The following is a 23,632-nucleotide window of genomic DNA, read 5'->3' on the forward strand; positions in this document are numbered from 1 at the left end:
AAAGTTAAATGATTATTTTTAATAAGGGATGCGTCCCAACCACGGTACCGTAAGCCTCCGATACCTCCCCAGAGCGTACTGGAGAGAACTGAATGGACGTGGTAGTCATTACAGAACGTTGTTATCATCTGCTCATCCTCCTCGGCGTCTGCGGGGTGCTCTTCTGCGCCTTCGCCGCCTGCACGACCACGCAGGGGACGATCTCCCCTGCCGAGAACCGCACAATCACCGATATGGTGGGTCGGACCGTCGTCGTCCCGTCGGAGATCGAAAGCATCCTCTGCACCTCGCCGCCGTCGACGAACCTCGTCTACATGGTCGCACCCGACCGGCTCGCAGGCTGGAATTTCGCGCCCGAGAAGGGATACACCGCTGAGAGATACGCGGCGCTCCCGGTCGTTGGGGGCTGGTTCGGGAAAGAGACCGGCAACTACGAGACGTTCATTGCGATGCACCCCGACGTTGTCATCGAGGGTTACACCACCGACGGCGGGGCGGCGCTGGCCTCGGTTGCCGAGCGGCAGCAGAAAATGGGCTCCATCCCGGTCGTCGCCGTCGAGGACACCGTCAACGCCACTGGCTACTCCGGACCCATCAGGTTCATGGGCAGCCTCCTCGGTGAGGAGGAGCAGGCCGAAGCGATGATCGCCTTCTACGAGGGCATCCTCGCCACGGTGACGGAGCGGGTGGCCTCGATCCGCGACGGTGAGCGGGTAGGGGTCTACTACGCCGAGGGGCCGAAAGGGCTCGCGACCGATCCCACGGGCTCGCAGCACGCCGAACTCATCGAACTCTGCGGCGGGAGAAACGTTGCAGACTGCGCGCTCACGCCCGGGATGGGGATGACCGAGGTCTCGATGGAGCAGGTTATCCGCTGGGACCCTGAAGTCATCCTGGCCGCGGAGCCGGACTTCTATGCCACGGTCAGGGCCGACCCGTTATGGCAGGATATCACCGCCGTGAAGACCGGGCGGGTCTACCTCATCCCGCGGACTGCGTTCTGCTGGTTCGACCGTCCGCCGGGCATCAACCGGATCATCGGGATCCCCTGGACCGCCAGGACACTCTATCCCGATCTCTTCCGGGACATGGACCTCGAATTCCTTGTCCGGGAGTACCACGAGATCTTCATCCACGTATCGCTCTCCGACGACCAGATCCGGGATATCCTGAACCCCTGAGGTCAAGATGGGATACGTACCAGGCAGATTCGACCGTGACGGGGCGGAGGATATGGATCGGATCGCGAAGACGATCTTCGCCCCGGTCTACCCGGTGATCGCGCAGCAGATAATCGAGCGGTGCGGGTTCTCCCGCGGCCGGTGCCTTGATATCGGCAGCGGCCCCGGGTCGCTCGGGATCGCCCTTGCGCAGGCGAGCGACCTTGCGGTCACGCTCCTCGACTCCTCCCCGGAGATGATCGCCGTTGCCGGAGGGAATGTCCGGGAGGCCGGGCTTTCGGGGCGCGTCGCGCTTCTATCAGGCGACGTCCACGACATCCCGCTTCCCGATAGGTCCGTCGATCTCGCGGTCAGCCGCGGGTCACTCTTCTTCTGGGAGGATCTCCCCCGCGCCTTCTCCGAGATCCACCGGGTTCTCGCGCCCGGCGGGAAGACCTACGTCGGAGGCGGGTTCGGGACGGCCGAACTCCGGGACGCCATCGCGGCCACGATGGAGAGGGCGAACCCGGAGTGGAGGAGTTTCCGGGACAGGAACCTCGGTACGGATAACCGGGAGCGGGTCGCCGGGATCCTCGCGGATCTCGGGTTCCGTCACCGGCTCGTCAGCGACGACTCGGGGTTCTGGATCGTGATGGAGAAGGAGCGCTGAGCATGCGCTGCTCGATCTGCGAGAACCGATGCGCCGTCCCGCCCGGCGGCGTTGGGCGGTGCAGGATGTATACGAACGACGGCGGAGCTATCGTCGAGCGGTTCCCCGACCGTTACATCGCGGTCATGCCGATCGCGATCGAGACGATGCCGATGTGCCACTACCACCCCTGCGGGACGTTCCTGCAGGCGAGCGGCATCGGGTGCACCTTCTCCTGCGGGGGATGCATATCCGAGACGATCGCCCTCCACGCGGAGGCGGTCTCCGGGGCCCTCAGGCATATCCCGCCCGGTGCTCTGGTCGGGCGCGCCTTAAACGAGGGGTGCCGGGGGATAGCGTTCTGCCTCAACGATCCGACCGCGATGCACCAGACCTTCCTCGCGGTGGCGCGGGCGGCGCACGAAGCCGGTCTCCTCGTCGGGTGCGCGACGAACGGCTACTACACGGAGGAAGCCCTCCGCGACCTCGCGCCCGTCGTCGACTTCGCGAACATCGGGCTGAAGGGTGCATCCGATGCGCGGTACCGCGCGTGCGGCGCGATCTCGGCGGAGTCGGCCTTCCGCACGGTGAAGACCCTTCACGATGCAGGCGTCCATGTCGAGGTCTCCTGCATCCATTCCCGGGGGTATGACGGCGAGATCCGGGCCGCGGCCGCCCGGGTCGCGGAGGTCTCTCCCGACATCCCGTTCCTCGTCATGCGGTTCATCCCGTTCGGCGACGAGCCGCCGGAGAGGGAACCGACGATTGCGGAGTCGGAGCGGATCTGCGACGACCTGCGGCGGACGCTCCGCTACGTCTACCTCTTCAACTCGCCCGGGACCGGGTACCTCGATACGGCGTGCCCGTCCTGCGGGGAGACGGTCGTCCGGCGGGAGTTCTTCGGGCCGATGGGGGCGCGGACGATCGCGATCCCGCCGGACGCCCGGTGTTCCTGCGGTCGTTCTCTCCCCGTGACCGGGAGCGTCGCGGAGACGCCGTACGCCGAGCCGGGGATGATGGGCGGCTACCGGTTCACCCGGGCGCTGGAGATGGTTCACGCTGTCCTGGTCTGCCTCGGCGTGGAGTCCGACGCCGACCTCGCCCGTATCTGGGCGGGAGTCATCCGGGACGACTACATCCGCGACCTTCATTGGAAGATCCAGTCAATAGACGGCTACCTCGCCCTCGTCCGCGAACTCGGGGAGCGGGCCGGCCGCACCGGGGCGGCGGAGAGGCTGGCCGGCTACATCGGCGACCGGGTGGCGGCGGTCTCGTCGGCGGTCGAGGGCTGCCGCCGGCCCCGGGTCTACTACTCGATGGGGTCGCCGCTCTTTGCCCTGAACGCCGACCGGTTCGAGATGGATCTCGTGGAGGCGGCCGGCGGCGACCCCGTCAACCGCGGGATCGCCCGGGCCGGTAAACCGGGGGTCAACATAACGCCGGAGGAGTTTGCGGCGTTCAACCCTGAGTACATCTTCATATCCGGGTTCCTCTCGGCGCCCGCCTCCGATTACATCACGGCGTGCCGGAGGATGGGGCTCTCTGCCGACGCCGTCGAACACAGCCGTGTCTACACCCTTCCGCCGGGCTGGGACTTCGGCAACCCCCGCTGGGTGCTCGGCCTCTCCGCCATCGCAGGTACCCTCCACCCGGAGCGGGCTGCCTTTGACCTTGCCGCGGAGCAGGATCGGTTCTACCGGACGTTCTACGGGACCGATGCGGCCGCGATCACGGGGAACCGGTCGTTCTATCGTCCATAGGGATCGAGGGGCGCCGCTCCCTTACGCTTCCTCCCTCCCGTGGCAGCCGCACGGGCTCATCGGGATGCAGACCATCCGCTCCACCTCTTCGACGTAGCGGACACAGACGTCGATCCCGTAGGCCTCCCGCAGGTTCTCCTTCGTGATGACGTCCTCGGCCGGCCCCCGTGCGATCAGCCTGCCGTTCTCGAGGATGGCGACCGTGTGCGAGACCAGAAAGCCGTGGTCGGGGAAGTGGGTGCTCATCAGGATGGCGATCCCGTCGGCGGCCAGCCGGTCGATCGTCGCGATCACCTTCATCTGGTTCCCGATATCGAGGTGCGACGTCGGCTCGTCGAGGATGAGCAGCGACGGCTCCTGGGCAAGGGCGCGGGCGATCATTACCATCTGCGACTCCCCGCCCGAGATCTCGGAGATGCACCTGTCCCGGAGGTGCGCTATCCCGACCCGCGCAAACGCCTCCTCCACCTTCTCGCAGTCCTCCTCGCCCGGGACCGAGAATGCCGGGATATGGGGGGCTCTCCCCATGAGGGCGAAATCGAACGCCGTGAACGGGAAGACGGCGCGGTGTGTCTGGGGGACGTAGCCGATCTCGCGTGCGATCTCGTCGGGCCGCATGCCGGCGATCCGGCGGCCGTCGATCTCCACGCTCCCGGCCTGGAGGGTGAGAACGTTTAAGATGCACTTGATCAGGGTCGATTTCCCCGTACCGTTCCTCCCGAGGAGGGAGAGCACCTCTCCCCTCCCGAGGGAGAAGGAGATGTCTTCAAACTGTTTCGTGACGCCGTCGTACGAGAACGAGGCGTTGTTGACGTTCAGAATCATGATATCCAGCCTACTTTTTTGCGTGTCAGGAGATACGCGAAGAACGGCGCGCCGATGAGCGCCGTCAGGATGCCGAGAGGGATCTCGGTTGCGGTCAGGGTTCTTGCGATATCGTCGACGACGAGAAGGAACGATGCCCCGAGAACGGCCGATACGGGGATGAGTTTCCTGAAGTCCGGGCCGACGAGCATCCTCCCGATGTGGGGGACCACGAGGCCCACCCAGCCGATGATCCCGCTGATGCAGACCGCGGAAGCGGTGACGATCGTCGAGGCGATGACGAGCAGCGCGGTCATTTTCTTTGTGTCCACCCCGAGCGCCCGCGCCTCCTCTTCGCCGACCGCGAGGAGGTTGATCCGCCACCTGACGAGAAAGAGGCAGATGCTCCCGAGAAGGATCGGCGGGGCAACCGCGGCGATGTCGGTGTTCGCGACCGCAGAGAGGCTCCCCATCAGCCAGAAGACGATTGCAGGCAGGGTGTCGTACGGGTCGGCGACGTATTTGGTGAGGGATATGAAGGCGGAGAAGAGCGACCCGACGATGATCCCCCCGAGGACGAGGACAAGAGTCGAGCTCTTGCCGACGGTCCGACCGATGCCGTAGGCGACGGCGACCGCGAGAATCCCGAAGAAGAAGGCGGAGATCTGGATGACCATGGGGTTGCCGGAGAGGAGGATCCCGATGGCCGCCCCGAACCCTGCGCCGGCGGAGACGCCGAGGATATCGGGTGAGACGAGAGGGTTTTTGAAGAGGCCCTGGAACGAGGCCCCGGCGATGGAGAGTCCTCCGCCGACGAGCATCGCCGCTATCACCCGGGGGAGCCTGATCCGGAAGACGACCGTCTCTTCCGATGCTCCCCAGGTCTGCTCGAAGGAGGGGAGGAGGACCTGGTGACCGGTGAGGGTTGAGAGCAGGGACGACGCACTGTCGAGGAACGCGTTTGCCGTTCCGACGGTGAGGATCCGGAAGGTCTCCACCGGGTCCATCATGTATCTCCCGAAGAAGAGGGAGAAGAAGAAGAGAGCGGCCGGGAGGAGGTAGATAGCCTTGCCCGCCGGGATGAACCGGAGAACGGCATCGCGGATTGGCATCCCTTCTCGGGAGACGGACCGCAAAAGACCGACCGCAACGTCTCCGGTCTCCCGCCCGGTCTTCATGTTCGTTTCTTTCCTATGGGTCATCCGGTACACCGTCTATACCGGATATGTTTATTTTTTTTACTTAATTTTATGGCAATGTAAAGGGCATAACCTTTACACCGACGATAAAAAGGTTCGGTAAAACACCATTTTCGACCGCGACCGAAGACCGGAATCAGCGCATCGAATGTGTGCGGCCTGGCGGTATCTGTCGGTGCGGCAATGCGGATTGGCGCTCTTGTAACTCGTTTACGGACTGGAGAAAAAGAGATGTACAGGGTTTTTCGGCAGGTGCCTGTTGTCGTTCTGTTCTTCTAATTCAGGCGCGGCCAGGAGCGTCACCCCTCCGGGCCGTAGCACCGCCGGAGGATGACCGGGGCGCTCCGTGGCGCTCCGGCGGCTGTATCGGCAAAGAGCGCTGGAGCGGCGATGCGCTCCCCCGGAACCGGCGCCGCCGTGAGCGGGGAGAATGTCTGTGCTTCGCGCCACTCCCAGACGGCATCCATCACGGCGTCCGCCGTCGCCATGGCGCTCGCGGTCCCGACGTCCACCACGACAGGGTTCGTGATATTCCACCGTTCGACGACCGTATCGAGGAGCCTGCGCCGGACCGTCCAGACCATCGGCGGGTGCGGGTGCGCGGTCAACCGGTCGAGCTGCTCCGCCCAGACCGCACCCTGGAGCTCGAACCTCCCCACCTCGTCGATGACCACAAGATCGGTCGTGTAGGGATCCGGCGGCGCGAGCGCCCGGCGGCCGAATGCGAGCCCAACGGGGCGGAAGTAGAACCGGCCGTGAGCCTCGCACTGCGGGTCGGGGTCGATCGAGCAGAGTTCCTCGTGCCCGCCGGTGGCGAGGTCGACCAGGGCGAATCCCGACCTCCGCCCGTCCCGCAGGTGTCCGGGGGCGATGACCCCGCGGACCCGGACGTTCAGCCCGACGATGAGCCCGAGAACCAGATGCAGGAACGTCGTCTTGCACTGGCCCTGCCCGCCGGTGATGATGAAGACCGGCGCACGGCGGTTCATTCCGGGAGACCTCCGTTTTTGAAGACCGGGTCCGGGGCTACGGGAGTGTCCCGGCCCCCTCCCGCGAGGAGAACCCGGGAGACGTTCGCTCGGGAGTACATGGATATACATTGTGGCCACGAGTATAAAACAATTTTACTAACTGGTTTTGTTAACGTTGAAACATTTACAGTGTGGATCCCGCCGGGGCCCGCAACCCTTATGCGGGGTCCGGTGCCAGGGGTGCCCATGAACCAGGAGAGGGCCTGTTCAGCCTGCAGGAAGAACCTTGCCCCGCGTGAGAGGGGGCCGGAGCCGGCGCCGCCGGGAGAGGAGACGCTCTCGAACCTCGACCTGATCGAGCGGGTCTGCCTGACGACGACCGAGACCGATCCGCTCGCCCTCGCCTGCACGATCATGCGGCACCCACAGGTCAGCCTCCACGGCCCGGAGCACCACTTCCTGGTGCCGGCCGTCCTGCTTGCGGCCTACTACAACCACCGTGGGAGCCCGGAGAAGAAGGAACCGGCCCTCCGGCAGGCGAGAAAACGGGCCGAGGCCGTCCAACCGGCATTCTGCGGCACGCACGGGACCTGCGGCGCGGCGATCGGCACCGGGATCTTCATGAGCCTCATTACGCACTCCGGCCCGCTGAAAAAAGAGGAGTGGTCCCTCTCGAACCAGGTGACGGCGCGGAGCCTCACGGCGATAGCCGTGAGCGGGGGGCCGCGCTGCTGCAAGCGCGATTCGTGGCTCGCGATCGGGGAGGCGGTGAAGTTCCTCGCCGAGAAGTGCGGCATCCGTCTACCGGTGACGGAGCATATCGCGTGCGAGTACGCGACCGTAAGCAGCGACTGCACGGGTTACGAGTGTCCGTTCTACCCCGGTGAGGAGTCCGTGCCGCGCCCTCCATCAGTATAAGTAGCAACGACGGACAATACCATAACGGAGTTAATGATTATGGCAGAGACAAAAGTCGTGCTCCACACGACCATGGGGGACATCACGATCCGCCTCTACGACGACATGCCGGTTACCGCGGGGAACTTTGAGAAACTCGCAAAGTCCGGGTTCTACGACGGCACGATCTTTCATAGGGTCATCGCGAACTTCATGATCCAGGGCGGTGATCCCACCGGCACCGGGACGGGCGGACCGGGCTACACCATCACCGACGAGTTCGTGAAGGGCCACTCGAACAAGCGGGGAACGATCGCCATGGCGAACACCGGCCGCCCGAACACCGGCGGCAGCCAGTTCTTCATCAACCTGGTGGACAACACCTACCTCGACTGGGACGACCCCCGGACACCGAGCGCCCACCCGGTCTTTGGCGAAGTGGTGGAAGGGATGGACGTCGTCGATAAGATCGGGAAGGTGAAGACGAACTCCGCCGATAAACCGACGGTCCCCGTCCGGATCGAGAAGGCCGAAGTTCTGGAGTAACCCCTTTTTCATGAACAGCGGTGACACCGGCGGAGTACGCCGGCTCGAGGAGCGGATCGGCTACACCTTCAGGGACCGAGCACTTCCTACGCGGGCGCTCACCCGTCTCGCCTACGCCCTAGAGGCGGGCCTTCCTCCCGGCGCCCACATGGACGCTCTCGCCACACTCGGCGATGCGGTCATCAACGTGGTCGTCGTGGAAGCGGTGGTCGCGGGCGGGGCGCACGACAAGGGCGCGATCACCAACCGGAAGATGAACCTGGTGAACATGACCCGGCTCCGCGGCCTCGCGGAAGACCTCGCTCTCGCCGACTACGTCCGCTGGGGGAAGGGCGAGGCCGCTCAGGCGGTCTGGACCTCCGGCCGGGTCCTTGCAGAGTGCCTGGAAGCGCTCGTCGGCGCCGTCTACCTGGACGGCGGGATGGACGCGGCCGCCGGAGTGCTCCGGCGGCTCGGGCTCACGGAGAGGGCGTAACCCCTTCTTCTTCTCTCTCCTCCCCCGTCGCCGCGGCGCCGGCCGGCGGCCGCATCAGGAGCCAGGCGACGGCGAACCCCACAGCGGCGAGGGCCGCGACCCACGGGAAGACCCCGAGGTAGGTCCCGGTCGCCGTCCGGATGAATCCCGCGAGCTGCGGCCCGACGATGGCGCCTGCACCGTAGGCGAGGAAGACGACCCCGTAGCACCGCGGGTAGTCGCACGTCCCGAAGTAGGAGGCCGTCGCCGTCGGTGCGATGGCGAGCCAGCCCCCGAGGCAGCCCCAGAGGACGGCGAACGAGACGATGTAGGCGGGCACGCCGGGCGCGAGCCACATCAGGACGGATGCCGCCGCGATCAGGGCAAACGTCAGCATCGCCGTCTTCTGCGCCGACATCCGGTCCGCAAGCCCCCCGAACGCCGGCCTTCCTGCACCGTTGAAGACGGCGAAGAACCCGACGAGGAGCGTCGCGAGCCCCGCATCGACCCCGGCGAGTTCGGTCCCGACCGGTTTTGCGATCGAGATCGCCATGAGCCCCGCGAGGCACCCGACGAAGTAGCAGGCGAAGAGACCGTAGAACGTCCCCGTCCGGAGCATTGCGCTGCGGTCGCACTCGCAGACCGGCGCTGTTCCGACCCCGGGTGCGGGAGGCGCCCATCCCGCCGGCCGCCACCCCTCCGGCGGGAACCGGAGCGGCAGGGCCGAGAGGACCAGCACGGCGATCAGCGCGGCCCCGAAGATGCGGAACGTCGCCATCACCCCGTATGCGGCGATCAGGGCTCCCGCGGCGTTCGCGGTGACGAAGGCCGAGAACCCGAACCCGAGAAGGGTGAGCCCGACGGCAAGCCCCCGCCGGTCCGGGAACCACCGGGCGGCCACGGCGACCGGCGCCCCGTAGGCGATCCCGACCCCGAGCCCCCCGACAACCCCGTAGACGACGTAAAGGGCTTCGACCGACGTCGCCGTCGAGGCGAGGAGCCACCCGAGGCCGGTGAGGAATCCGCCGACGATCGTCACCTTCCGGGGGCCGTAGCGCTCGATGTACTTCCTGGCGAGCGGCATCGCTATCGCGAAGAAGGCGAGGAATACCGAGAACGGGAGGAGCACCTCTCCTGCCGTCACCTCCCGGCCGAGCGCCGCGGCGAAGTGCGCCGCAAGCGGCGCGACGAAGACGCTCCAGGAGTAGATGCTCCCGAGGCAGAGGTTGATGACGAGGCCGAGGGCGACAAGCCCCCACCGCCCCTTCTCCGCGGGCAGACCGAAGATCGCCGGTGCGTCGGGCATGGGGGGTTACTCCTCCAGGGTGGAGATGTCCCCCGGGTCCATGCCGAGCTCCCGGGCTTTTAAGACCCGGCGCATGATCTTGCCGCTCCGGGTTTTGGGGAGCCTGTCCATGAACTCGATCTCGGCCGGCACCGCGACGGGGCCGAGGCTCTTTTTGACGTGGCGGGCAAGTTCGTCGGAGAGGCCGTCACCTGAGTCCGCACCCATGCGGAGGGTGACGAAGGCCTTGATGACGTTGCCCTTCAGGGGGTCGGGTTTCCCGATGACGGCGGCCTCAGCCACCGCATCGTGGGAGACGAGCGTGCTCTCGACCTCCGCGGTCCCGATGTTGTGCCCGGAGACGACGATCAGGTCGTCGGCCCGCCCGATGACCATGATGTAGCCGTCCTCGTCCTTCACCGCGAGATCGCCTGCCGTATAGCATCCCGGGATGGTGTTCCAGTAGACGCAGTAGCGTTCGTCGTTGCCGTGGACCGTCCGGAGCATCGCGGGCCAGGGTTCCCTGATGACCAGGAACCCGCCGGTGCCGGGCGGGACCGGGTTGCCGGTCCTGTCGACCACGTCCACGACGGCGCCAGGGACGGGCTTTCCGGCAAACCCCGGTTTCATCGCCTCCCCGATCATCGTGGTCACCATGTGTATTCCGGTCTCGGTCTGCCACCAGGTGTCCACGATCGGGCATCGCGCGCCGCCGATGGTGTGGTAGTACCACTCGAACGCCTCGGGGTTGAGCGGCTCGCCGACCGAGCCGAGCACCCGGAGCGTCGAGAGGTCGTACTTCGCCGGCCACTCGTCGCCGTAGCGCATGAACATCCGGATGGCGGTCGGTGCGGTGTAGAAGATCGTCACCCCGAGGTCCTGGACCAGCCGCCAGTATGCGCCGGGGTCCGGGTAGTCCGGCGTCCCTTCGGCGAGGACGACGGTCGTGCCGACCGCGAGCGGGCCGTAGACGATGTAACTGTGGCCGGTGATCCAGCCGGTGTCGGCGGTGCACCAGTAAACGTCGTTCTCCTTGACGTCGAAGACGTGGCGGGTGGTGTAGTAGGTTCCGACCGCATACCCGCCGCAGGTGTGCACGATGCCTTTCGGTGCGCCGGTCGAGCCGCTCGTATACAGGATGAAGAGCGGGTCCTCGGCGTCCATCGCCTCCGCCGGGCAGTCCGGCGCGGCGTGGGCCGCCAGATCGGCGTAGTCGACCTCCCGGGCGGGGTCGAGGTCGACGCCCGGCGTCTCGCGCCGGAGGACGACGACCTTCTCGACGCACGGCGCCCGGGTGAGCGCCTCGCCCGCGATCGCCCGGAGCGGGACGGTCTTTCCCCGCCGGTAGCCGACGTCTGCGGTGACGAGGACCTTTGCCTTCGCGTCGTTGATCCGCATCGCGAGTGCATCGGGCCCGAACCCGCCGAAGACCACCGAGTGGACGGCCCCGATTCGGGCACAGGCGAGCATCGCGACGACCTGCTCGGGGACGAGCGGCATGTAGATGCAGACCCGGTCGCCCTTCCCGACACCGAGGCTTGAGAGGCCGTTCGCAAACCGCATCACCTCGCGGTAGAGGCCGTCGTAGGTAAAGACCCGCTCCTCTCCCTGCTCGCCGCGCCAGACGATTGCCGGCTTATCCTTCCGGTCGCTGGTGACGTGGCGGTCCAGGCAGTTGTAGGTGATGTTCAGTTTTCCGTTGACGAACCACTTCGCGTAGGGGTAGTTCCACTCCCTGACCCGGTCCCAGGGCTCGAACCAGACCAGTTCACGGGCGATCCGGTCCCAGAAGGTCTCCGGATCGCGCGCGAAGTCCTGGTAGGCCCGTGTATAATCCGGTGTCCAGGCGGTCGCCTTGCACCGGGGGTCGGGGAGGTAGCGTTTCTCTTCCAGTTTCACGGCAAACGTCTCTGCCATCTTCCCACACTCTTACATGATTAATCATGCCGGATTGCTCCGGCCGTTACCCGTCCGGGTTCCGACACCGTGCAAAATCGGCTGATCTCCGGGTCCGTTGTCTTTCCGACCGGTCGGCCCGTGGTCGCGCTACCGTCCATATCGGGAGCGTACCTCCCGGGTGTCTCCACCCGTACGACCGCCCCCGGATCATACATGATCTATCATGTATAATTTAACATGATCAATAATGTATATTATATTTATAAATGTTTTGTTTTGCTGGAACAGGGGTGGAATTCGTGTAAATTCGGAGAATGCAAGAGAGCGCGGATTTTTTGAGATTTTCCCGCAACCGGGAGGGTCGGTGAGGGAGGAACGGAGTTGCCCGGACTGAATTGCAGCACCCGGAAAACCGCCTACAGCCACCCTTTCCGGTTGATGGCCACCGCGAGGAGAGAGGAGACGATCAGGGAGAGGACGAGGATGATGAGGAACCCGTTCGGGTTATCCTGGAGGGGGACCGGGACGTTCATCCCGAGGAAACTCGCAATCATCGTGGGGATCGCGAGGATGATGGTTATCGAAGTGAGGAGTTTCAAGATGTTGTTGAAGTTGTTCGATATGATCGAGGCGAAGGCGTCCATGGTCTCCGTGAGGATAGTCGAGTAGGTGTTCGCCATCTCGATCGCCTGCTTGTTCTCGATGATGACGTCCTCGAGGAGGTCGGTGTCGTCTTCATACATCCTGAGCGGCTGGAACGTCAGGGTCTTGTCGAGGACGATCTGGTTGCTCCGAAGCGACGTCGAGAAATAGATCAGGCTTTTTTTGAGGTTCATCAGCTGGATCAGTTCCCGGTTCCGCATCGACTGGTTCAGTTCGGCCCCGATCCGATCGGATATCCGCTCGATCTGTCGCAGGTAGTGGAGGAAGTAGGATGCGTTCAAAAAAAGGATCTGCAGCACGAACCGGGTCTTCTTGAAGGTGTAGAACAACTTCACCCGGCCGTTCGTGAAGTTCTGGACGATCGGGTTGTCGCGAAGGCAGACGGTGACGATGGTATCGGGGGTAACGATGATCCCGAGCGGCATCGTCGTGTAAAGGATCGTCTGTTCGGGGTAGGGTATCGGGATATCGATGACGATGAGGGTGACGCCGTCCTCGGTCTCGGTTCGCGGACGCTCTTCCTCGTCGAGCGCCGCCTGGAGGTAGTCCCCCGGAACCGAGAGCCTCTCCGAGACCTCCTCGATCTCGCCTGCGGTGGGGTTGATCATGGAGACCCAGGAGCCGGGTTCGAACCGCCCGGTCTCCTCCGTCCGTGGCGCCGGGGCCGCTTCAACCGTGCGATAGATGCGGAACATCTCTGTCACCCGTTTCCGGGAGTCCTCACTCTATCTGGTTGTCGGCAGGCGGGATGAAGGTATGGACTCCCCGGGCACCGGGCCAAAAATAGAAAAGATTAGACGACCAGGATCAGCGGCGCGAAGACCAGCGCGACCATGGACATCAGCTTTAAGAGAATGTTGATGGCGGGGCCCGACGTGTCCTTGAAGGGGTCGCCCACGGTGTCGCCGACGACCGCAGCCTTGTGGGCATCCGAGCCCTTGCCGCCGAGGTGGCCCTGCTCGATGTACTTCTTCGCGTTGTCCCAGGCCCCGCCGGAGTTCGCCATCGTGACGGCGAGGAGGAACCCGGCCGCAAGCGAGCCGGCGAGCAGCCCGCCGAGCGCCTCGGTGCCGAGGACGAACCCGACGGCGAGCGGCGCGGCGACGGCGAGGACGCCGGGCAGGATCATCTCACGCAGCGCCGAGTTCGTGGAGATGGCGATGCAGGAGGCGTAGTCGGGCTCGGCCGTCCCCTCCATGAGACCGGTGATCTCCTTGAACTGGCGGCGGACCTCGTGGACGATGCTGTATGCCGCCTTCCCGACAGCCATCATCGTGATGGAGCAGAAGAGGAAGGGCAGCATCGCACCGATCAGGACGCCGATGAAGACGTTCGGGACAGAGACGTCGATGACCGAGAGGCCGACCGCCTGGGTGTAGGCGGCGAAGAGGGCGAGCGCCGTCAGCGCCGCAGAGCCGATGGCGAACCCCTTGCCGATGGCGGCGGTGGTGTTGCCGACGGCGTCGAGCGTGTCGGTGATCTCGCGGACCTCGGGCTTCTGGTGGGACATCTCGGCGATACCGCCGGCGTTGTCGGCGACCGGGCCGTAAGCGTCGACGGAGAGGGAGATCCCGAGCGTCGCGAGCATGCCGACGGCGGCGATCGCGATACCGAAGAGTCCGGCGACCTGGTAGGCGATGAAGATCGCGACGGAGATGATCAGGACCGGCCAGATGGTGCTCTCCATCCCCTTTGCAAACCCGGTGATGATGGTGGTCGCGGCCCCGGTCTCGGTCGACTTGACGATGGCGAGCGTCGGTTTCCGGTCAAAGGAGGTGTAGAACTCGGTGATCAGGCCGATGGCGAACCCTGCGACGAGGCCGGCGACGGCTGCGTAGAAGACGCCGATGTACTCCGCCCCGAGGAGCTGGGTCACCAGGAAGTAGGTGGCGGCGACCGTCACGGCCATCGCGGCCAGGAGACCCTTGTTGAAGGCCATGTGGATGGCGCTGCTCTCGGTCTTGTTCGTCCGCACAAAGAGCGAACCGATGATGGACGCGACGATGCCGACGGCGGCGATGAGCATCGGGAGGACGATCACGTTCATGACGGCGGCGTTCGGGAATTGCGTGGCCGCGACGGCAACGCCGAGAACCATCGCCGCGATGATCGAGCCGACGTAGGATTCGTAGAGGTCGGCACCCATGCCGGCGACGTCGCCGACGTTGTCGCCGACGTTGTCGGCGATGACGGCCGGGTTCCGGGGGTCGTCCTCGGGGATGCCCGCCTCGACCTTGCCGACGAGGTCGGCCCCGACGTCCGCGGCCTTGGTGAAGATACCGCCGCCGACACGGGCGAAGAGGGCGATCGAACTTGCCCCGAGACCGAACCCGGTCACGATGGTGAGGACCTCGGCCTGGGGAAGCCCGGTTACGGTGCTGATGACCACATACGCGACCGAAAGCCCGAGAAGCCCGAGCCCGACCACGGCCATGCCCATGACCGAACCGCTCGCGAACGAGACTTTGAACGCATCCGCGATCCCGCGCCGTGCGGCGTTCGTCGTCCGGACGTTTGCGGCCGTGGCGGTGAACATGCCGATGTAGCTGGCGGTCGCCGAGAGCGCCGCACCGAGCACGAAACAGGCGGCGGTGAGGGGGTTAATCCAGATAGCAAGTACGACGGCAAGTACGACGACGAATATTGCTATGGCACGATACTGTCTGTTCAGGTAGACCATTGCCCCCGTGTGGATGGCGGCAGCGATCTTCTGCATCAGTTCAGTACCCGTCCCCTCCCGCCGGATACTCATGAATGAGTATCCGGCGAACAGGAGAGCAAGGATGGCACCTATGGGTGCCAGATACACAAGATCCATCTCTTTGCATTCCTCCGATTGAGTACCATATACAGAGGGATTCAACATTTTTAAATATGCGGAAAAGATCCGGGGGATCTGATGGAAATTTAACTAAAATCCAGCACTTCCGGCTGGAGTGTCTGGAGGTCGACAACGAACGCCCGCGCAGGAGTGGGGTGAATGTTCATCTGTTTCTGAAACGCCGTCTGAGCCTGCCAGGTGCCGGTGTTCACCCCGAGAACGCCCCGGTAGCGGGTGACGCCGCAGATGTGGACATGCCCCGTGAGGAGGATCTCGGGGAGCGGGTCGATGACGAGCCGGTCGTTCTTCATTGCGGCTATCGGCGTCCGCATGCCGTAGGGAGAGGCAAGCAGCCGGCGTTTGAGCATCTCGTCCATGATCTCGCCGGGCCGCTCGTAACTCGCTCCCGGGATGAGCCCGATCATGTCGTCGATCGACCGGCCGTGGTACATCAGGACCCGGACGCCCTGGAGGTTTAAGAGGCAGGGGTTCTCGACGAGGGTGCAGTTTGCCGGGAACTTCCCGGTGAACTCCGGTGGGATCGCGGGCTGCGGCTCGGCCATCCTGACGACGTCGTGGTTCCCCGGTGCGGCGACGATCCGGATCCGGGAGGGCAGATCGCGGAGCATCTCCGCAAAGACGTCGTACTGCTCGTAGATGTTCTTGATCGTCAGTTCGTTCTCCTGGCCGGGGTAGATCCCGATCCCGTCGACGAGGTCGCCCGCGATCAGGAGGTAGCCGGCATCCGAGTCCTGGAGCCAGTCGGCGAACCGGTTCCACTCCTCTTCGAGGAAGGTGTCGCTCCCGACGTGCACGTCGGAGATCAGGACCGCTTTGCCCGGCCGGTCGCTCTTGAACGGGGCGTTGTTGATGGGGACGTCCGGGCGGAAGAGGTGTTCGGCGAAGAAGAGGCCGCCGTCGCTTGAGAGTTTTCCCTTGACCGCGAGCACCTCGTCGGGGAGGATCCGCTCCGCCTCCGCGAACGAGTCGTCCTTCCCTTTGTTGAAGAGCACCCGGATCGCCCCGGTGGGATCCTCCACCTCGACGAGCCGGTGCCCCTTTGCGGTTGTCCGGACGTCGGCCACCATCCCGATGATGCTGCACTCTTCGTCGCGGTAGCGGTGGGGCGACTTCACCAGCGCCTCGATCGGCATCGTGGTCATCCGGCTCCGGATCATCGAAGAGAGGCAGTTGTAGCGGTTCCGGAAGTAGTGGACGGCGTCCTCGTGGCCGCTGACGCTCCCCGTGGTCCCGGCGCTCCCCATGATCACCTCGAGTTCCGGGTCGACCAGGAACCGCGTCCCGTCCCGGACTTTCTTGAGGCCCGGGATATGTTCGGGTAAGATGACCGGGATGCCGGCGGGGACCCCCGCCGCGGTCCGGTCGATGAGCGTCGGGTCGTTCTGCTCGCGGATGTAACTCACCACGTCGGGATGGACCTGACGTTTCAGCTCAAGGAACCGGCGTACGATCTCGGCGTTGGCGAGCATGGACTCCAAGATATTCTCCTCCCGGCAATATGGGTTTATCTTTTTCGCGTTCCACATCACGTCCGGGTGTCGCGGAGAACCTATGTATATGAAGGATAGCAATCTCTTTAGAACAGATGTCGGATACCACCTGGCTGCAGCGTGCAGTATCGGCCATGCGAGCGTTCCGGGAGAGCGACCGCCCGATCGTCTCGCTCGCCCGTGACCTCCTCTGGGTCGCCGCGGTCGTGGGGGGTATCGCCCTTGTTCTCTACCTCTTCGCGGGCACCTGGCCGGCGGTGGTCACGATCGAGTCGGAGAGCATGGTCCCGAACATGAACGTCGGCGACCTGGTGCTCGTCGTCGACGAGGACCGGTTCGGTGGGTTGACGACCTGGGCCGAAGGGCAGCGGACGGGTCAATCGTCGTTCGGGAACTACGGCGACGTGATCGTCTACCGCCCGAACGGCGCCGACTCCGTCCACCCGATCATCCATCGGGCGATAACCTACGTCGATACCGCCGCCGTAGTTGAGTCGGGACTCGGGGCTTACTACGATGACCCGCACGGCGGCTACATCACCAGGGGGGATAACAACCCCTACACCGACCAGCCGAACCTCCGGATCTCCGGCATCGGGGTGATCGAGCCGGTGAAGAAGGAGTGGATCGTCGGCAAAGCCCTCGTCGCGGTGCCGCTCATCGGCTACCTGCCCCTGCACCTTGCCGAGTTCGCCGTCGTCGTCATCTTCCTCATCCTCATCCACGACTTCGTCCTTGCACGGCGCAAAGAGAAAGAGGAATAAGTCCAGAATTACAAAAGAGTTGTCTAAGATGCCGCAAACGCTGCACGACCTGCTCGATGATACACTCGCCGGCCACCGGCTCACGGAGGAGGAGGCCGTCCGTCTCCTCTCGACGCGCGACCGGGGCGTCCTTGAGATCGCCGCCGCCGCAGATGAACTCCGCGAGCGGAAGGTAGGGGATGCCGTCACCTACGTCCGCAACCAGAACATCCACGTCACCAACATCTGCAAGAACCTCTGCGGGTTCTGCGGATTCGGGCGCCGGGCGGACGATCCTGAGGCGTTCTGCGACGGAATGGATGCTATCCGGGAGAAGGCACGCCAGGCCGCGGCCCGGAACGTCACCGAGGTATGCCTGCTCTCCGGCGTCCACCCGGACTACACCCTCGACTCCTACGTCGACCTCATCTCCTGCGTACGGGAGGTGGCGCCCGGCGTGGACATCCATACGGCGAGCCCGGACGAGATCGCCTGGGCGGCGAAACGAAGCGGTCTTTCGACAACGGAGGCGATCGATCGCCTGCTTGATGCGGGTCTCGGCACCCTGCAGGGGACCGCGGCCGAGATCCTGGTCGACGACGTCCGGCGGGTGATCTGCCCGAACAAGTGCGACACGGCGACGTGGGTCCGGATCATCAGGGAGGCGCATGGTCTCGGCCTCCGCTCGACGGCGACGATCATGTACGGTTCCTGCGAGAGCGCGAGCGATCGTGCCCGGCATCTTTCGATCCTCCGCGAGATCCAGGACGAGACCGGCGGATTTACGGAACTGGTTCCGCTCTCCTTTCTCCACGAGAACACCGCCATCTACCGAAAAGGCCTCGCGCCTGCGGGCGCCACCGGCCGCGAGGACCTCCTGCTCTTTGCGGTCGCGCGTCTCTTCCTGGACAACTTCGACCACATCCAGATCTCCTGGGGCAAGGTCGGGACGAAGACGGCGCAGCTCGGGCTTCTTGCAGGCGGCGACGACCTCGGCGGGACGATGTTCTGCGACGACGTCAGCACGGATGCCGGCGGCGAGGGCGCCGACTACCTGGACCCGGGCGAGATGCGGCGGATGGCCGAGGATCTCGGGCGGACCCTCCGCCAGCGGACGACGACCTACGAGCTGGTATAGCCAGCCGGGATAGGCCGCGTCACATCCTGTTCAGGGCCTCCCTCCCCGGCATCCCGATCTCGATGCGGCGCTGCACCGCCGGGAGGTTTGCCGCCCTCACCTCGGCATCCATCAGGTCGTCGAGGCTGTCGAGCGTGGACTCTTCTGAGACGCCGACAATCGCCGCGGGAACCCCGACGTTTGCCAGCGCCTCGATATCGAACCCGTCGGTTCCGATCATCCCCTCGTCGGTCACCCAGGCCATCAGGCTGGTGCTCTCGCCGATCGGTATGACGTATCCGTACGCGTCCTTGTAGCTCAGTCGCGTCCGCTGGTGGCACAGGATCTGTTCAGCCATGACCAGCGGGATACTCCCGGGAACTGATAAGTGTATGCACCACCCTCGGGCGCGCCCGAAGGTTCTTGTCCTGCCCGTGCCAGATCAACGTATCGCATCAGGGATGAGGTGCATGACGCCGCCACTGAGACAGGTGCTCAAAGACGTGCTCGCCGGCCACCGGCTCACGGAGGAGGAGGCCGTTCGCCTCCTCTCGACGCGCGACCGGGGAGTCTGGGAGATCGCCGCCGCCGCGGACGAACTTCGCGAGAGCAAAGTCGGCGACGTCGTCACCTACGTCCGCAACCAGAACATCAACGTCACCAACCTCTGCGTGAACGCCTGCGGGTTCTGTGGGTTCTCCCGCAAACCGGGCGATGCCGACACCTTCTTTTACGGCGAGGCCGCGGTGCGGGAGAAGGCACGGCAGGCGCGTGAGCGCAACGTCACCGAGATCTGCACGGTGAGCGGCCTCCACCCCGAATTCGACGCCCAGTCCTACGTCGACGTCTATGCCTGGATACGGGACGAGGCTCCGGGAGTACATATCCACGCGAGCAACCCGATGGAGGTGGCCTATGCCGCGCAAAAGAGCGGTCTCTCCACCCGTGAAGTGCTCATCGAGATGCAGGCCGCAGGACTCGGAACCCTCTGCGGGACTGCGGCGGAGATCCTGGTGGACGATGTTCGTGCTGTGATCTGTCCTGACAAGATCGACACGGCGACCTGGGTCCGGATCATCAAGGAGGCGCACCGTCTCGGCATCCGGTCGACAGCGACGATCATGTTCGGCCACTGCGAGAGCGAGGCGGACCGCGCCCGGCATCTTAGCGTCCTCCGCGAGATCCAGGACGAGACCGGGGGGTTCACCGAGTTCGTCCCCCTCTCGTTCATCCACAAAAATACTCCCCTCTACCGCGCGGGGCTCGCCCGGCCCGGGGCGACCGGCAGGGAGGATCTCCTGATGTTTGCGGTATCAAGGCTCTTTCTGGACAACTTCGATCACATCCAGGCCTCCTGGGTGAAGCTGGGGACGAAGATGGCGGGGATGGCGCTTCTCTCGGGCGCAGACGACCTTGGAGGAACGCTCTTTGAAGAGAGCATCTCCCGGGAGGCGGGCGCCCGGGACACCGAGTACCTGGATCCGGCCGAGATGCGGCGGATGGCCGCGGACCTCGGGCGGACGCTCCGGCAGCGGACGACGATCTATACTCTCCTTCCCGGCTGATCTTCGGGAAGGGCCGGATCGATTTGCCCGGATCCATAACATCTCCGGATAATTATAAATATCCAAAAATAGATTGTGGCTCCTCAACGCCGGCCTGATGCCGGCGATTGGGAGGAGAATGGTATATGTTAGGCGGTGGCCTTGTTGGTCTTGCAATCCTCTTCTTCGTACTGGCGCTTATCTTCGCCATACTCGGGGCACGGGGCGTTGCAGGAATGTCGATGTCGATCGCGAAGTGGCTGGTCATCATCTTCATAATCCTCGCGATAATATCGTTGCTGCTCTGACGGCAGCCGGGCGGGGGAGATAGCGGGCAGCCGGCAGAGGGATACCCCGCCCTTCCCTGAGACACGCTGCTCGCGAAGGCTGAGAGGAACGTGGCCCTGAGAGGGGGTCACTGGAATTGTGTGGGGATCCCGGTTATCAGTCCTCCGGCCGGAGGTACCTGACGATCGTATCCGCAACCGCCACGGCCTTCTTCATCGCCTGCTCGTCTTTGCGGATATCTCCCGGCGCATAGCCCCTGCCGCAGACGTAACCGAGGTACGAGAACTCGTGGGCGTTCAAGAACCCCTCAATGGTCTCGAGGGAGCGCTCGCCCCCACGATCGGCGCAGACGGCGACGGCGACGGCTCTCCTCCCCGAAAGCCTCCTGTCGTGGAAGAGGGAGTAGGTCCGGTCGATCAGGTTCTTCGTCTGGCCGTTGATGTCGTAGTAGTAGGTCGGGGCGCCGAGGACCAGCACCTCGCAGTCGATCATCTTCTCCGCCACACTGCTCCAGTCGTCAACCTCCGTTACGCACCACTTCGCCTCCCGGCAGGCTTCGCAGCCCGTGCAGGGCCGGATATCCATATCGGCAAGCGAGAGATACTCGGTTTCGATGCCCGCCTCCCGCACCCGGTCGAGGATGGTGGTGACCAGCAGCGCGGTGTTGCCGTTCTTGCGCATGCTTCCGGAGATACCGAGAACATTCATACCCTATGCTCGCTCGCCTCGTTCTTGATTCTTGTGATCCGGGCATCCAGATCCAGGCTCCGGAATGCCGCGAGGATCTCCGGGACCGGGTCGCCGGAACGGTGGAAGAGGTGCGAAGGGCAGGCGCAGTCGCTGCACCCGAACCCGGGGACGGACGCCCCGCCGACGGCGCGGGCGAGGTCGCATTCGCAGTCCCGGTCTGTCGCGGCGGTGACGACGGCGGCAGGGGCGAAGTGCGGGTCGAGGAGGAGGTAGTCGATGTGCCACCGGGGAGGACGGTCGCGACGGAGGGCGAGCCTCACGTGCCGCCCGGCCCGGGCAAGGCCGCCGCTCCCCCGGGCGGAGCCCACGTAGATGTGCCGACCCGGCGCGAACTCCCTTGCCCCGAGGGCGCCGACGCGGACGGCGCAATTGGAGTTTTCGAGGATCAGGGCGTAGATTCCTTTATCCATAGAACCGGAGCGCCTCCCGGGCAGCCGCGATATGTCTACCGCCGCCGCGGGCGACCGGCTCGCCGTGCCCGGGGTAGAGGCCCTCGACGGCGAGCGTGCTGAGGCGCTCGATGGATGCTGCGAGTGTCGTCCGGTCCCCGCCTGGAAAATCGTACCGGCCGAAGGACCCGCCCGTAAAGACGGTGTCCCCCGAGAAGAGCAGTTTTGCCTCCGGGTCATAGAGGCAGATCCCGCCCGGCGTGTGTCCCGGGGTGTGGATCACGCGGAGGTCACCGATGCGGTCGCCATCATGGAGGACGGTGTCGGGGACGACGCCGGGCGACCGGGCCCCGAAGAGCATCGCGAGGCTCCGGGTGTCGTCGACGAGGCCGGGCGCGTCCGCCTCGTGGATGCAGACGGCGGCGTCATCGCAGAGCCGGGCAATCTCCCGGATATGAGCGATGTGGTCGTAGTGGGCGTGGGTAATGATGATCGTCTCGATCGTTCCGGCATACGGCTCCACCGCCATCGGGAGAACGCCCGCGTCGATAAGGACGTTTCCGTAAACGAACGAGTTGGCGTAAGTCGTGCCGCTCGTGATCCACCGGACTGGCATGCAGACTAATATGGCTTCCGGGCAAATGGTTCTTATGCATACCCTGATCTCCGCGTGCCTGCGCGGGGTTCCTCCTGAGGTGGAGACGATCGCCCGGGAAGAGGATCTCGCCCCCCACGCCGCCGCGCGGGCCGTCGCCCGCGGCCGGATTGTCATTCCAGCGAACCCCGTACGGCCGCACCGGCTCTGCGCCATCGGGGAGGGCTGCAGGGTGCGGGTCAACGTGAACGTCGGGACGTCGGGCACCCGGTGCGACGAGGACCTCGAGGTCGAGAAGGCGAAAGCGGCCCTCCGGGAGGGGGCGGACGCGCTGATGGACCTCTCGACCGGCGGCGATCTCGCCCGTATCCGGCGCCGGATCCTCGAACTCGATGCGCCCGTCGGTACGGTCCCCGTTTATGAAGCGGTCCGGCGGGCGGGGGCTGCCGCGGACGTCGACGCCGACCTGCTGTTCAAGGTTATCCGGGAGCACTGCCGGCAGGGCGTGGATTTCCTGACGCTGCACTGCGGCGTGAACCGCCAGGCCCTCGCGTCGCTCCGGGCCGACCCCCGGACGATGGGCGTCGTCAGCAGGGGCGGGGCGTTCCACGTGGCGATGATGGCCGCGACGGGTGAGGAGAATCCCCTCTACGCCGAGTACGACTACCTGCTCGAGATCCTCGCCGAGCACGACGTCGTCGTGAGCCTCGGCGACGGGATGCGCCCGGGCGCGCTCGTGGACGCCGGCCGCCTCGCGAAGACGACCGAGTACCTGACGCTCGGCCACCTTGCAAAAAGGGCGCTCGCCGCCGGGGTGCAGCGGATGATCGAGGGGCCGGGGCATATCCCGGCCGACCAGGTCGGCTACAACGTCCGGATGATCAAGGAACTGACCGACGGTGCTCCGCTCTACCTGCTCGGCCCGCTCGTCACCGATGTGGCGCCGGGCTACGACCACGTCGTGGGGGCGATCGGCGGCGCGATCGCCTGTATGCACGGCGCCGACTTCCTCTGCATGGTCTCGCCGAGCGAGCACCTGGCGCTGCCGGACCTCCGCGACATCGTGGAGGGGACGCGGGTGGCGAGGATCGCGGCGCACGTCGGGAGCCTCTCCCGCGCCGCCGCCCACACGAAGAACCGCGAGATCCGGATGGCGGAGGCGCGCCGGGCGCTCGACTGGGAGAAGCAGTTCGAGGCGGCGCTCGTCCCGGAGGAGGCCCGGCGCATCCACGAGCGCGACGGGGAGATCGAGACCTGCTCGATGTGCGGCGACCTCTGCGCCGTAAAGATGGTGCGGGATATCCTCAAGGCGCCGCCGGAAGAGCGGATGGAGCGGTGAAAGGGTGACCCTTCAGAATTTCTCTCTCAAATTCTTGTGCATAGAGCCCCAAAAACCCCTTATCCTTAATATTGTAGAGTTTCCACGCAACTTACGAGCAAATCAGCTCCGTATTCTACACCTGCAGTAGAACTACTCTGACTATTATACATACCCGTTCACGGCTTTCCACGGGTATCACGTTTTGGGGTGGGGACAGGGGGGGGGGGGGGGGGGGGGGCGCCCCCGGCCCCCCCCCCCCCGCCCCC

At 65.0% G+C, this 23,632-nt stretch carries 23 protein-coding genes; 11 read left to right on the forward strand and 12 right to left on the reverse strand.

Annotated elements, in window-relative coordinates; translation table 11 throughout:
* The first annotated feature begins 92 nt into the window (after positions 1–92).
* From BRA62_RS03140 to BRA62_RS03150, 3 genes are read left to right on the forward strand one after another with little or no spacing between them, the layout of a single operon-like run.
* A complete protein-coding gene (locus tag BRA62_RS03140; RefSeq protein ID WP_292364741.1) occupies positions 93–1,181 on the forward strand; it encodes an ABC transporter substrate-binding protein in 1,089 nt (362 codons plus the stop codon).
* Positions 1,182–1,188: 7 nt separating this feature from the next.
* Positions 1,189–1,830 (forward strand): class I SAM-dependent methyltransferase, encoded by a 642-nt coding sequence (locus BRA62_RS03145; protein ID WP_292364743.1) that lies wholly within the window; start codon positions 1,189–1,191, stop codon positions 1,828–1,830.
* A gap of 2 nt (positions 1,831–1,832) precedes the next feature.
* Positions 1,833–3,569 carry a radical SAM protein gene (locus tag BRA62_RS03150; protein WP_292364745.1) on the forward strand — a complete coding sequence of 579 codons (1,737 nt, stop codon included), beginning with the start codon at positions 1,833–1,835 and terminating at the stop codon, positions 3,567–3,569.
* 21 nt (positions 3,570–3,590) lie between these two features.
* Here BRA62_RS03150 and BRA62_RS03155 read toward each other — a convergent pair whose 3' ends face one another.
* The 3 genes from BRA62_RS03155 to BRA62_RS03165 form a co-directional block, all read right to left on the reverse strand.
* Entirely contained in the window at positions 3,591–4,394 is an 804-nt protein-coding gene (locus tag BRA62_RS03155; protein ID WP_292364747.1) for an ABC transporter ATP-binding protein, read from the reverse strand.
* The gene (locus BRA62_RS03160; protein WP_413789242.1) at positions 4,391–5,485 is read right to left on the reverse strand and encodes a FecCD family ABC transporter permease; all 1,095 of its coding nucleotides are present in this window, start codon (positions 5,483–5,485) and stop codon (positions 4,391–4,393) included. The genes BRA62_RS03155 and BRA62_RS03160 overlap by 4 nt, the downstream gene beginning before the upstream one ends.
* A 386-nt stretch (positions 5,486–5,871) precedes the next feature.
* Complete coding sequence (locus tag BRA62_RS03165) at positions 5,872–6,561, reverse strand: nucleoside-triphosphatase (RefSeq protein WP_292364751.1); 690 nt, start codon at positions 6,559–6,561, stop codon at positions 5,872–5,874.
* Between the two features lie 228 nt (positions 6,562–6,789).
* On the opposite strand from BRA62_RS03165, the gene BRA62_RS03170 reads away from it, so the two are divergent.
* From BRA62_RS03170 to BRA62_RS03180, 3 genes are read left to right on the forward strand one after another with little or no spacing between them, the layout of a single operon-like run.
* A complete protein-coding gene (locus BRA62_RS03170) occupies positions 6,790–7,461 on the forward strand; it encodes a DUF5714 domain-containing protein (RefSeq protein WP_292364754.1) in 672 nt (223 codons plus the stop codon).
* A gap of 39 nt (positions 7,462–7,500) precedes the next feature.
* Positions 7,501–7,986: a peptidylprolyl isomerase gene (locus BRA62_RS03175; protein WP_292364756.1), complete on the forward strand. Its 486-nt coding sequence runs from the start codon at positions 7,501–7,503 to the stop codon at positions 7,984–7,986.
* 10 nt (positions 7,987–7,996) lie between these two features.
* Positions 7,997–8,461: a ribonuclease III domain-containing protein gene (locus BRA62_RS03180; protein ID WP_292364757.1), complete on the forward strand. Its 465-nt coding sequence runs from the start codon at positions 7,997–7,999 to the stop codon at positions 8,459–8,461.
* Here BRA62_RS03180 and BRA62_RS03185 read toward each other — a convergent pair.
* The 5 genes from BRA62_RS03185 to BRA62_RS03205 all read right to left on the reverse strand — a co-directional run bounded on the left by BRA62_RS03185 (position 8,445) and on the right by BRA62_RS03205 (position 16,598).
* A complete protein-coding gene (locus BRA62_RS03185; protein WP_292364759.1) occupies positions 8,445–9,746 on the reverse strand; it encodes an L-lactate MFS transporter in 1,302 nt (433 codons plus the stop codon). The two genes, BRA62_RS03180 and BRA62_RS03185, sit on opposite strands and share 17 nt — an antisense overlap.
* A gap of 6 nt (positions 9,747–9,752) precedes the next feature.
* Positions 9,753–11,642: an acetate--CoA ligase gene (acs, locus tag BRA62_RS03190; RefSeq protein WP_292364761.1), complete on the reverse strand. Its 1,890-nt coding sequence runs from the start codon at positions 11,640–11,642 to the stop codon at positions 9,753–9,755.
* A gap of 398 nt (positions 11,643–12,040) precedes the next feature.
* The gene (locus BRA62_RS03195) at positions 12,041–12,982 is read right to left on the reverse strand and encodes a magnesium transporter CorA family protein (RefSeq protein WP_292364763.1); all 942 of its coding nucleotides are present in this window, start codon (positions 12,980–12,982) and stop codon (positions 12,041–12,043) included.
* Positions 12,983–13,080: 98 nt separating this feature from the next.
* Complete coding sequence (locus BRA62_RS03200) at positions 13,081–15,105, reverse strand: sodium-translocating pyrophosphatase (RefSeq protein ID WP_292364765.1); 2,025 nt, start codon at positions 15,103–15,105, stop codon at positions 13,081–13,083.
* A gap of 89 nt (positions 15,106–15,194) precedes the next feature.
* A complete protein-coding gene (locus BRA62_RS03205; RefSeq protein ID WP_292364766.1) occupies positions 15,195–16,598 on the reverse strand; it encodes a DNA-directed DNA polymerase II small subunit in 1,404 nt (467 codons plus the stop codon).
* Positions 16,599–16,714: 116 nt separating this feature from the next.
* Here BRA62_RS03205 and BRA62_RS03210 point away from each other — a divergent pair, with 116 nt between their 5' ends.
* Positions 16,715–17,383 carry a S26 family signal peptidase gene (locus BRA62_RS03210; protein ID WP_292364768.1) on the forward strand — a complete coding sequence of 223 codons (669 nt, stop codon included), beginning with the start codon at positions 16,715–16,717 and terminating at the stop codon, positions 17,381–17,383.
* 28 nt (positions 17,384–17,411) lie between these two features.
* Positions 17,412–18,500, forward strand: coding sequence for a 5-amino-6-(D-ribitylamino)uracil--L-tyrosine 4-hydroxyphenyl transferase CofH (gene cofH / locus BRA62_RS03215; protein ID WP_292364770.1), 1,089 nt, complete (start codon positions 17,412–17,414; stop codon positions 18,498–18,500).
* 19 nt (positions 18,501–18,519) lie between these two features.
* Here the strand turns inward: cofH (BRA62_RS03215) and BRA62_RS03220 are convergent, their stop codons facing one another.
* Entirely contained in the window at positions 18,520–18,837 is a 318-nt protein-coding gene (locus BRA62_RS03220) for a YunC family protein (protein ID WP_292364772.1), read from the reverse strand.
* A gap of 103 nt (positions 18,838–18,940) precedes the next feature.
* On the opposite strand from BRA62_RS03220, the gene cofH (BRA62_RS03225) reads away from it, so the two are divergent.
* Together cofH (BRA62_RS03225) and BRA62_RS03230 are read left to right on the forward strand one after the other, a co-directional pair.
* On the forward strand, positions 18,941–20,044 hold the full coding sequence (gene cofH / locus BRA62_RS03225) for a 5-amino-6-(D-ribitylamino)uracil--L-tyrosine 4-hydroxyphenyl transferase CofH (RefSeq protein ID WP_292364796.1): 1,104 nt from the start codon (positions 18,941–18,943) through the stop codon (positions 20,042–20,044).
* A gap of 125 nt (positions 20,045–20,169) precedes the next feature.
* Positions 20,170–20,331, forward strand: a complete 162-nt coding sequence (locus BRA62_RS03230; protein ID WP_292364774.1) for a DUF1328 family protein — start codon at positions 20,170–20,172, stop codon at positions 20,329–20,331.
* A gap of 136 nt (positions 20,332–20,467) precedes the next feature.
* On the opposite strand, the gene BRA62_RS03235 is transcribed toward BRA62_RS03230, so the two are convergent.
* The 3 genes from BRA62_RS03235 to BRA62_RS03245 are packed head-to-tail and all read right to left on the reverse strand — an operon-like array spanning position 20,468 to position 22,066.
* The gene (locus BRA62_RS03235; RefSeq protein WP_292364775.1) at positions 20,468–21,019 is read right to left on the reverse strand and encodes a flavodoxin family protein; all 552 of its coding nucleotides are present in this window, start codon (positions 21,017–21,019) and stop codon (positions 20,468–20,470) included.
* On the reverse strand, positions 21,016–21,471 hold the full coding sequence (locus BRA62_RS03240) for a GIY-YIG nuclease family protein (protein ID WP_292364776.1): 456 nt from the start codon (positions 21,469–21,471) through the stop codon (positions 21,016–21,018). Before BRA62_RS03240 ends, BRA62_RS03235 begins: the two co-directional genes overlap by 4 nt.
* Entirely contained in the window at positions 21,464–22,066 is a 603-nt protein-coding gene (locus BRA62_RS03245; RefSeq protein ID WP_292364778.1) for an MBL fold metallo-hydrolase, read from the reverse strand. Before BRA62_RS03245 ends, BRA62_RS03240 begins: the two co-directional genes overlap by 8 nt.
* A 25-nt stretch (positions 22,067–22,091) precedes the next feature.
* Between BRA62_RS03245 and thiC the strand changes: the two genes are divergently transcribed.
* The gene (gene thiC / locus BRA62_RS03250) at positions 22,092–23,384 is read left to right on the forward strand and encodes a phosphomethylpyrimidine synthase ThiC (protein ID WP_292364780.1); all 1,293 of its coding nucleotides are present in this window, start codon (positions 22,092–22,094) and stop codon (positions 23,382–23,384) included.
* Positions 23,385–23,632 lie beyond the last annotated feature (248 nt).

Source organism: Methanoculleus sp. UBA208 (assembly GCF_002498065.1).
GTDB lineage: Archaea > Halobacteriota > Methanomicrobia > Methanomicrobiales > Methanoculleaceae > Methanoculleus.

Excerpts from the sequence above, each read along its gene's own strand:
- BRA62_RS03140 (WP_292364741.1), top strand. The coding sequence starts at position 93 with ATGGACGTGGTAGTCATTACAGAACGTTGTTATCATCTGCTCATCCTC.
- BRA62_RS03145 (WP_292364743.1), top strand. The coding sequence starts at position 1,189 with ATGGGATACGTACCAGGCAGATTCGACCGTGACGGGGCGGAGGATATG.
- BRA62_RS03150 (WP_292364745.1), top strand. The coding sequence starts at position 1,833 with ATGCGCTGCTCGATCTGCGAGAACCGATGCGCCGTCCCGCCCGGCGGC.
- BRA62_RS03155 (WP_292364747.1), bottom strand. The coding sequence starts at position 4,394 with ATGATTCTGAACGTCAACAACGCCTCGTTCTCGTACGACGGCGTCACG.
- BRA62_RS03160 (WP_413789242.1), bottom strand. The coding sequence starts at position 5,485 with ATGCCAATCCGCGATGCCGTTCTCCGGTTCATCCCGGCGGGCAAGGCT.
- BRA62_RS03165 (WP_292364751.1), bottom strand. The coding sequence starts at position 6,561 with ATGAACCGCCGTGCGCCGGTCTTCATCATCACCGGCGGGCAGGGCCAG.
- BRA62_RS03170 (WP_292364754.1), top strand. The coding sequence starts at position 6,790 with ATGAACCAGGAGAGGGCCTGTTCAGCCTGCAGGAAGAACCTTGCCCCG.
- BRA62_RS03175 (WP_292364756.1), top strand. The coding sequence starts at position 7,501 with ATGGCAGAGACAAAAGTCGTGCTCCACACGACCATGGGGGACATCACG.
- BRA62_RS03180 (WP_292364757.1), top strand. The coding sequence starts at position 7,997 with ATGAACAGCGGTGACACCGGCGGAGTACGCCGGCTCGAGGAGCGGATC.
- BRA62_RS03185 (WP_292364759.1), bottom strand. The coding sequence starts at position 9,746 with ATGCCCGACGCACCGGCGATCTTCGGTCTGCCCGCGGAGAAGGGGCGG.
- acs (WP_292364761.1), bottom strand. The coding sequence starts at position 11,642 with ATGGCAGAGACGTTTGCCGTGAAACTGGAAGAGAAACGCTACCTCCCC.
- BRA62_RS03195 (WP_292364763.1), bottom strand. The coding sequence starts at position 12,982 with ATGTTCCGCATCTATCGCACGGTTGAAGCGGCCCCGGCGCCACGGACG.
- BRA62_RS03200 (WP_292364765.1), bottom strand. The coding sequence starts at position 15,105 with ATGGATCTTGTGTATCTGGCACCCATAGGTGCCATCCTTGCTCTCCTG.
- BRA62_RS03205 (WP_292364766.1), bottom strand. The coding sequence starts at position 16,598 with ATGCTCGCCAACGCCGAGATCGTACGCCGGTTCCTTGAGCTGAAACGT.
- BRA62_RS03210 (WP_292364768.1), top strand. The coding sequence starts at position 16,715 with ATGTCGGATACCACCTGGCTGCAGCGTGCAGTATCGGCCATGCGAGCG.
- cofH (WP_292364770.1), top strand. The coding sequence starts at position 17,412 with ATGCCGCAAACGCTGCACGACCTGCTCGATGATACACTCGCCGGCCAC.
- BRA62_RS03220 (WP_292364772.1), bottom strand. The coding sequence starts at position 18,837 with ATGGCTGAACAGATCCTGTGCCACCAGCGGACGCGACTGAGCTACAAG.
- cofH (WP_292364796.1), top strand. The coding sequence starts at position 18,941 with ATGAGGTGCATGACGCCGCCACTGAGACAGGTGCTCAAAGACGTGCTC.
- BRA62_RS03230 (WP_292364774.1), top strand. The coding sequence starts at position 20,170 with ATGTTAGGCGGTGGCCTTGTTGGTCTTGCAATCCTCTTCTTCGTACTG.
- BRA62_RS03235 (WP_292364775.1), bottom strand. The coding sequence starts at position 21,019 with ATGAATGTTCTCGGTATCTCCGGAAGCATGCGCAAGAACGGCAACACC.
- BRA62_RS03240 (WP_292364776.1), bottom strand. The coding sequence starts at position 21,471 with ATGGATAAAGGAATCTACGCCCTGATCCTCGAAAACTCCAATTGCGCC.
- BRA62_RS03245 (WP_292364778.1), bottom strand. The coding sequence starts at position 22,066 with ATGCCAGTCCGGTGGATCACGAGCGGCACGACTTACGCCAACTCGTTC.
- thiC (WP_292364780.1), top strand. The coding sequence starts at position 22,092 with ATGGTTCTTATGCATACCCTGATCTCCGCGTGCCTGCGCGGGGTTCCT.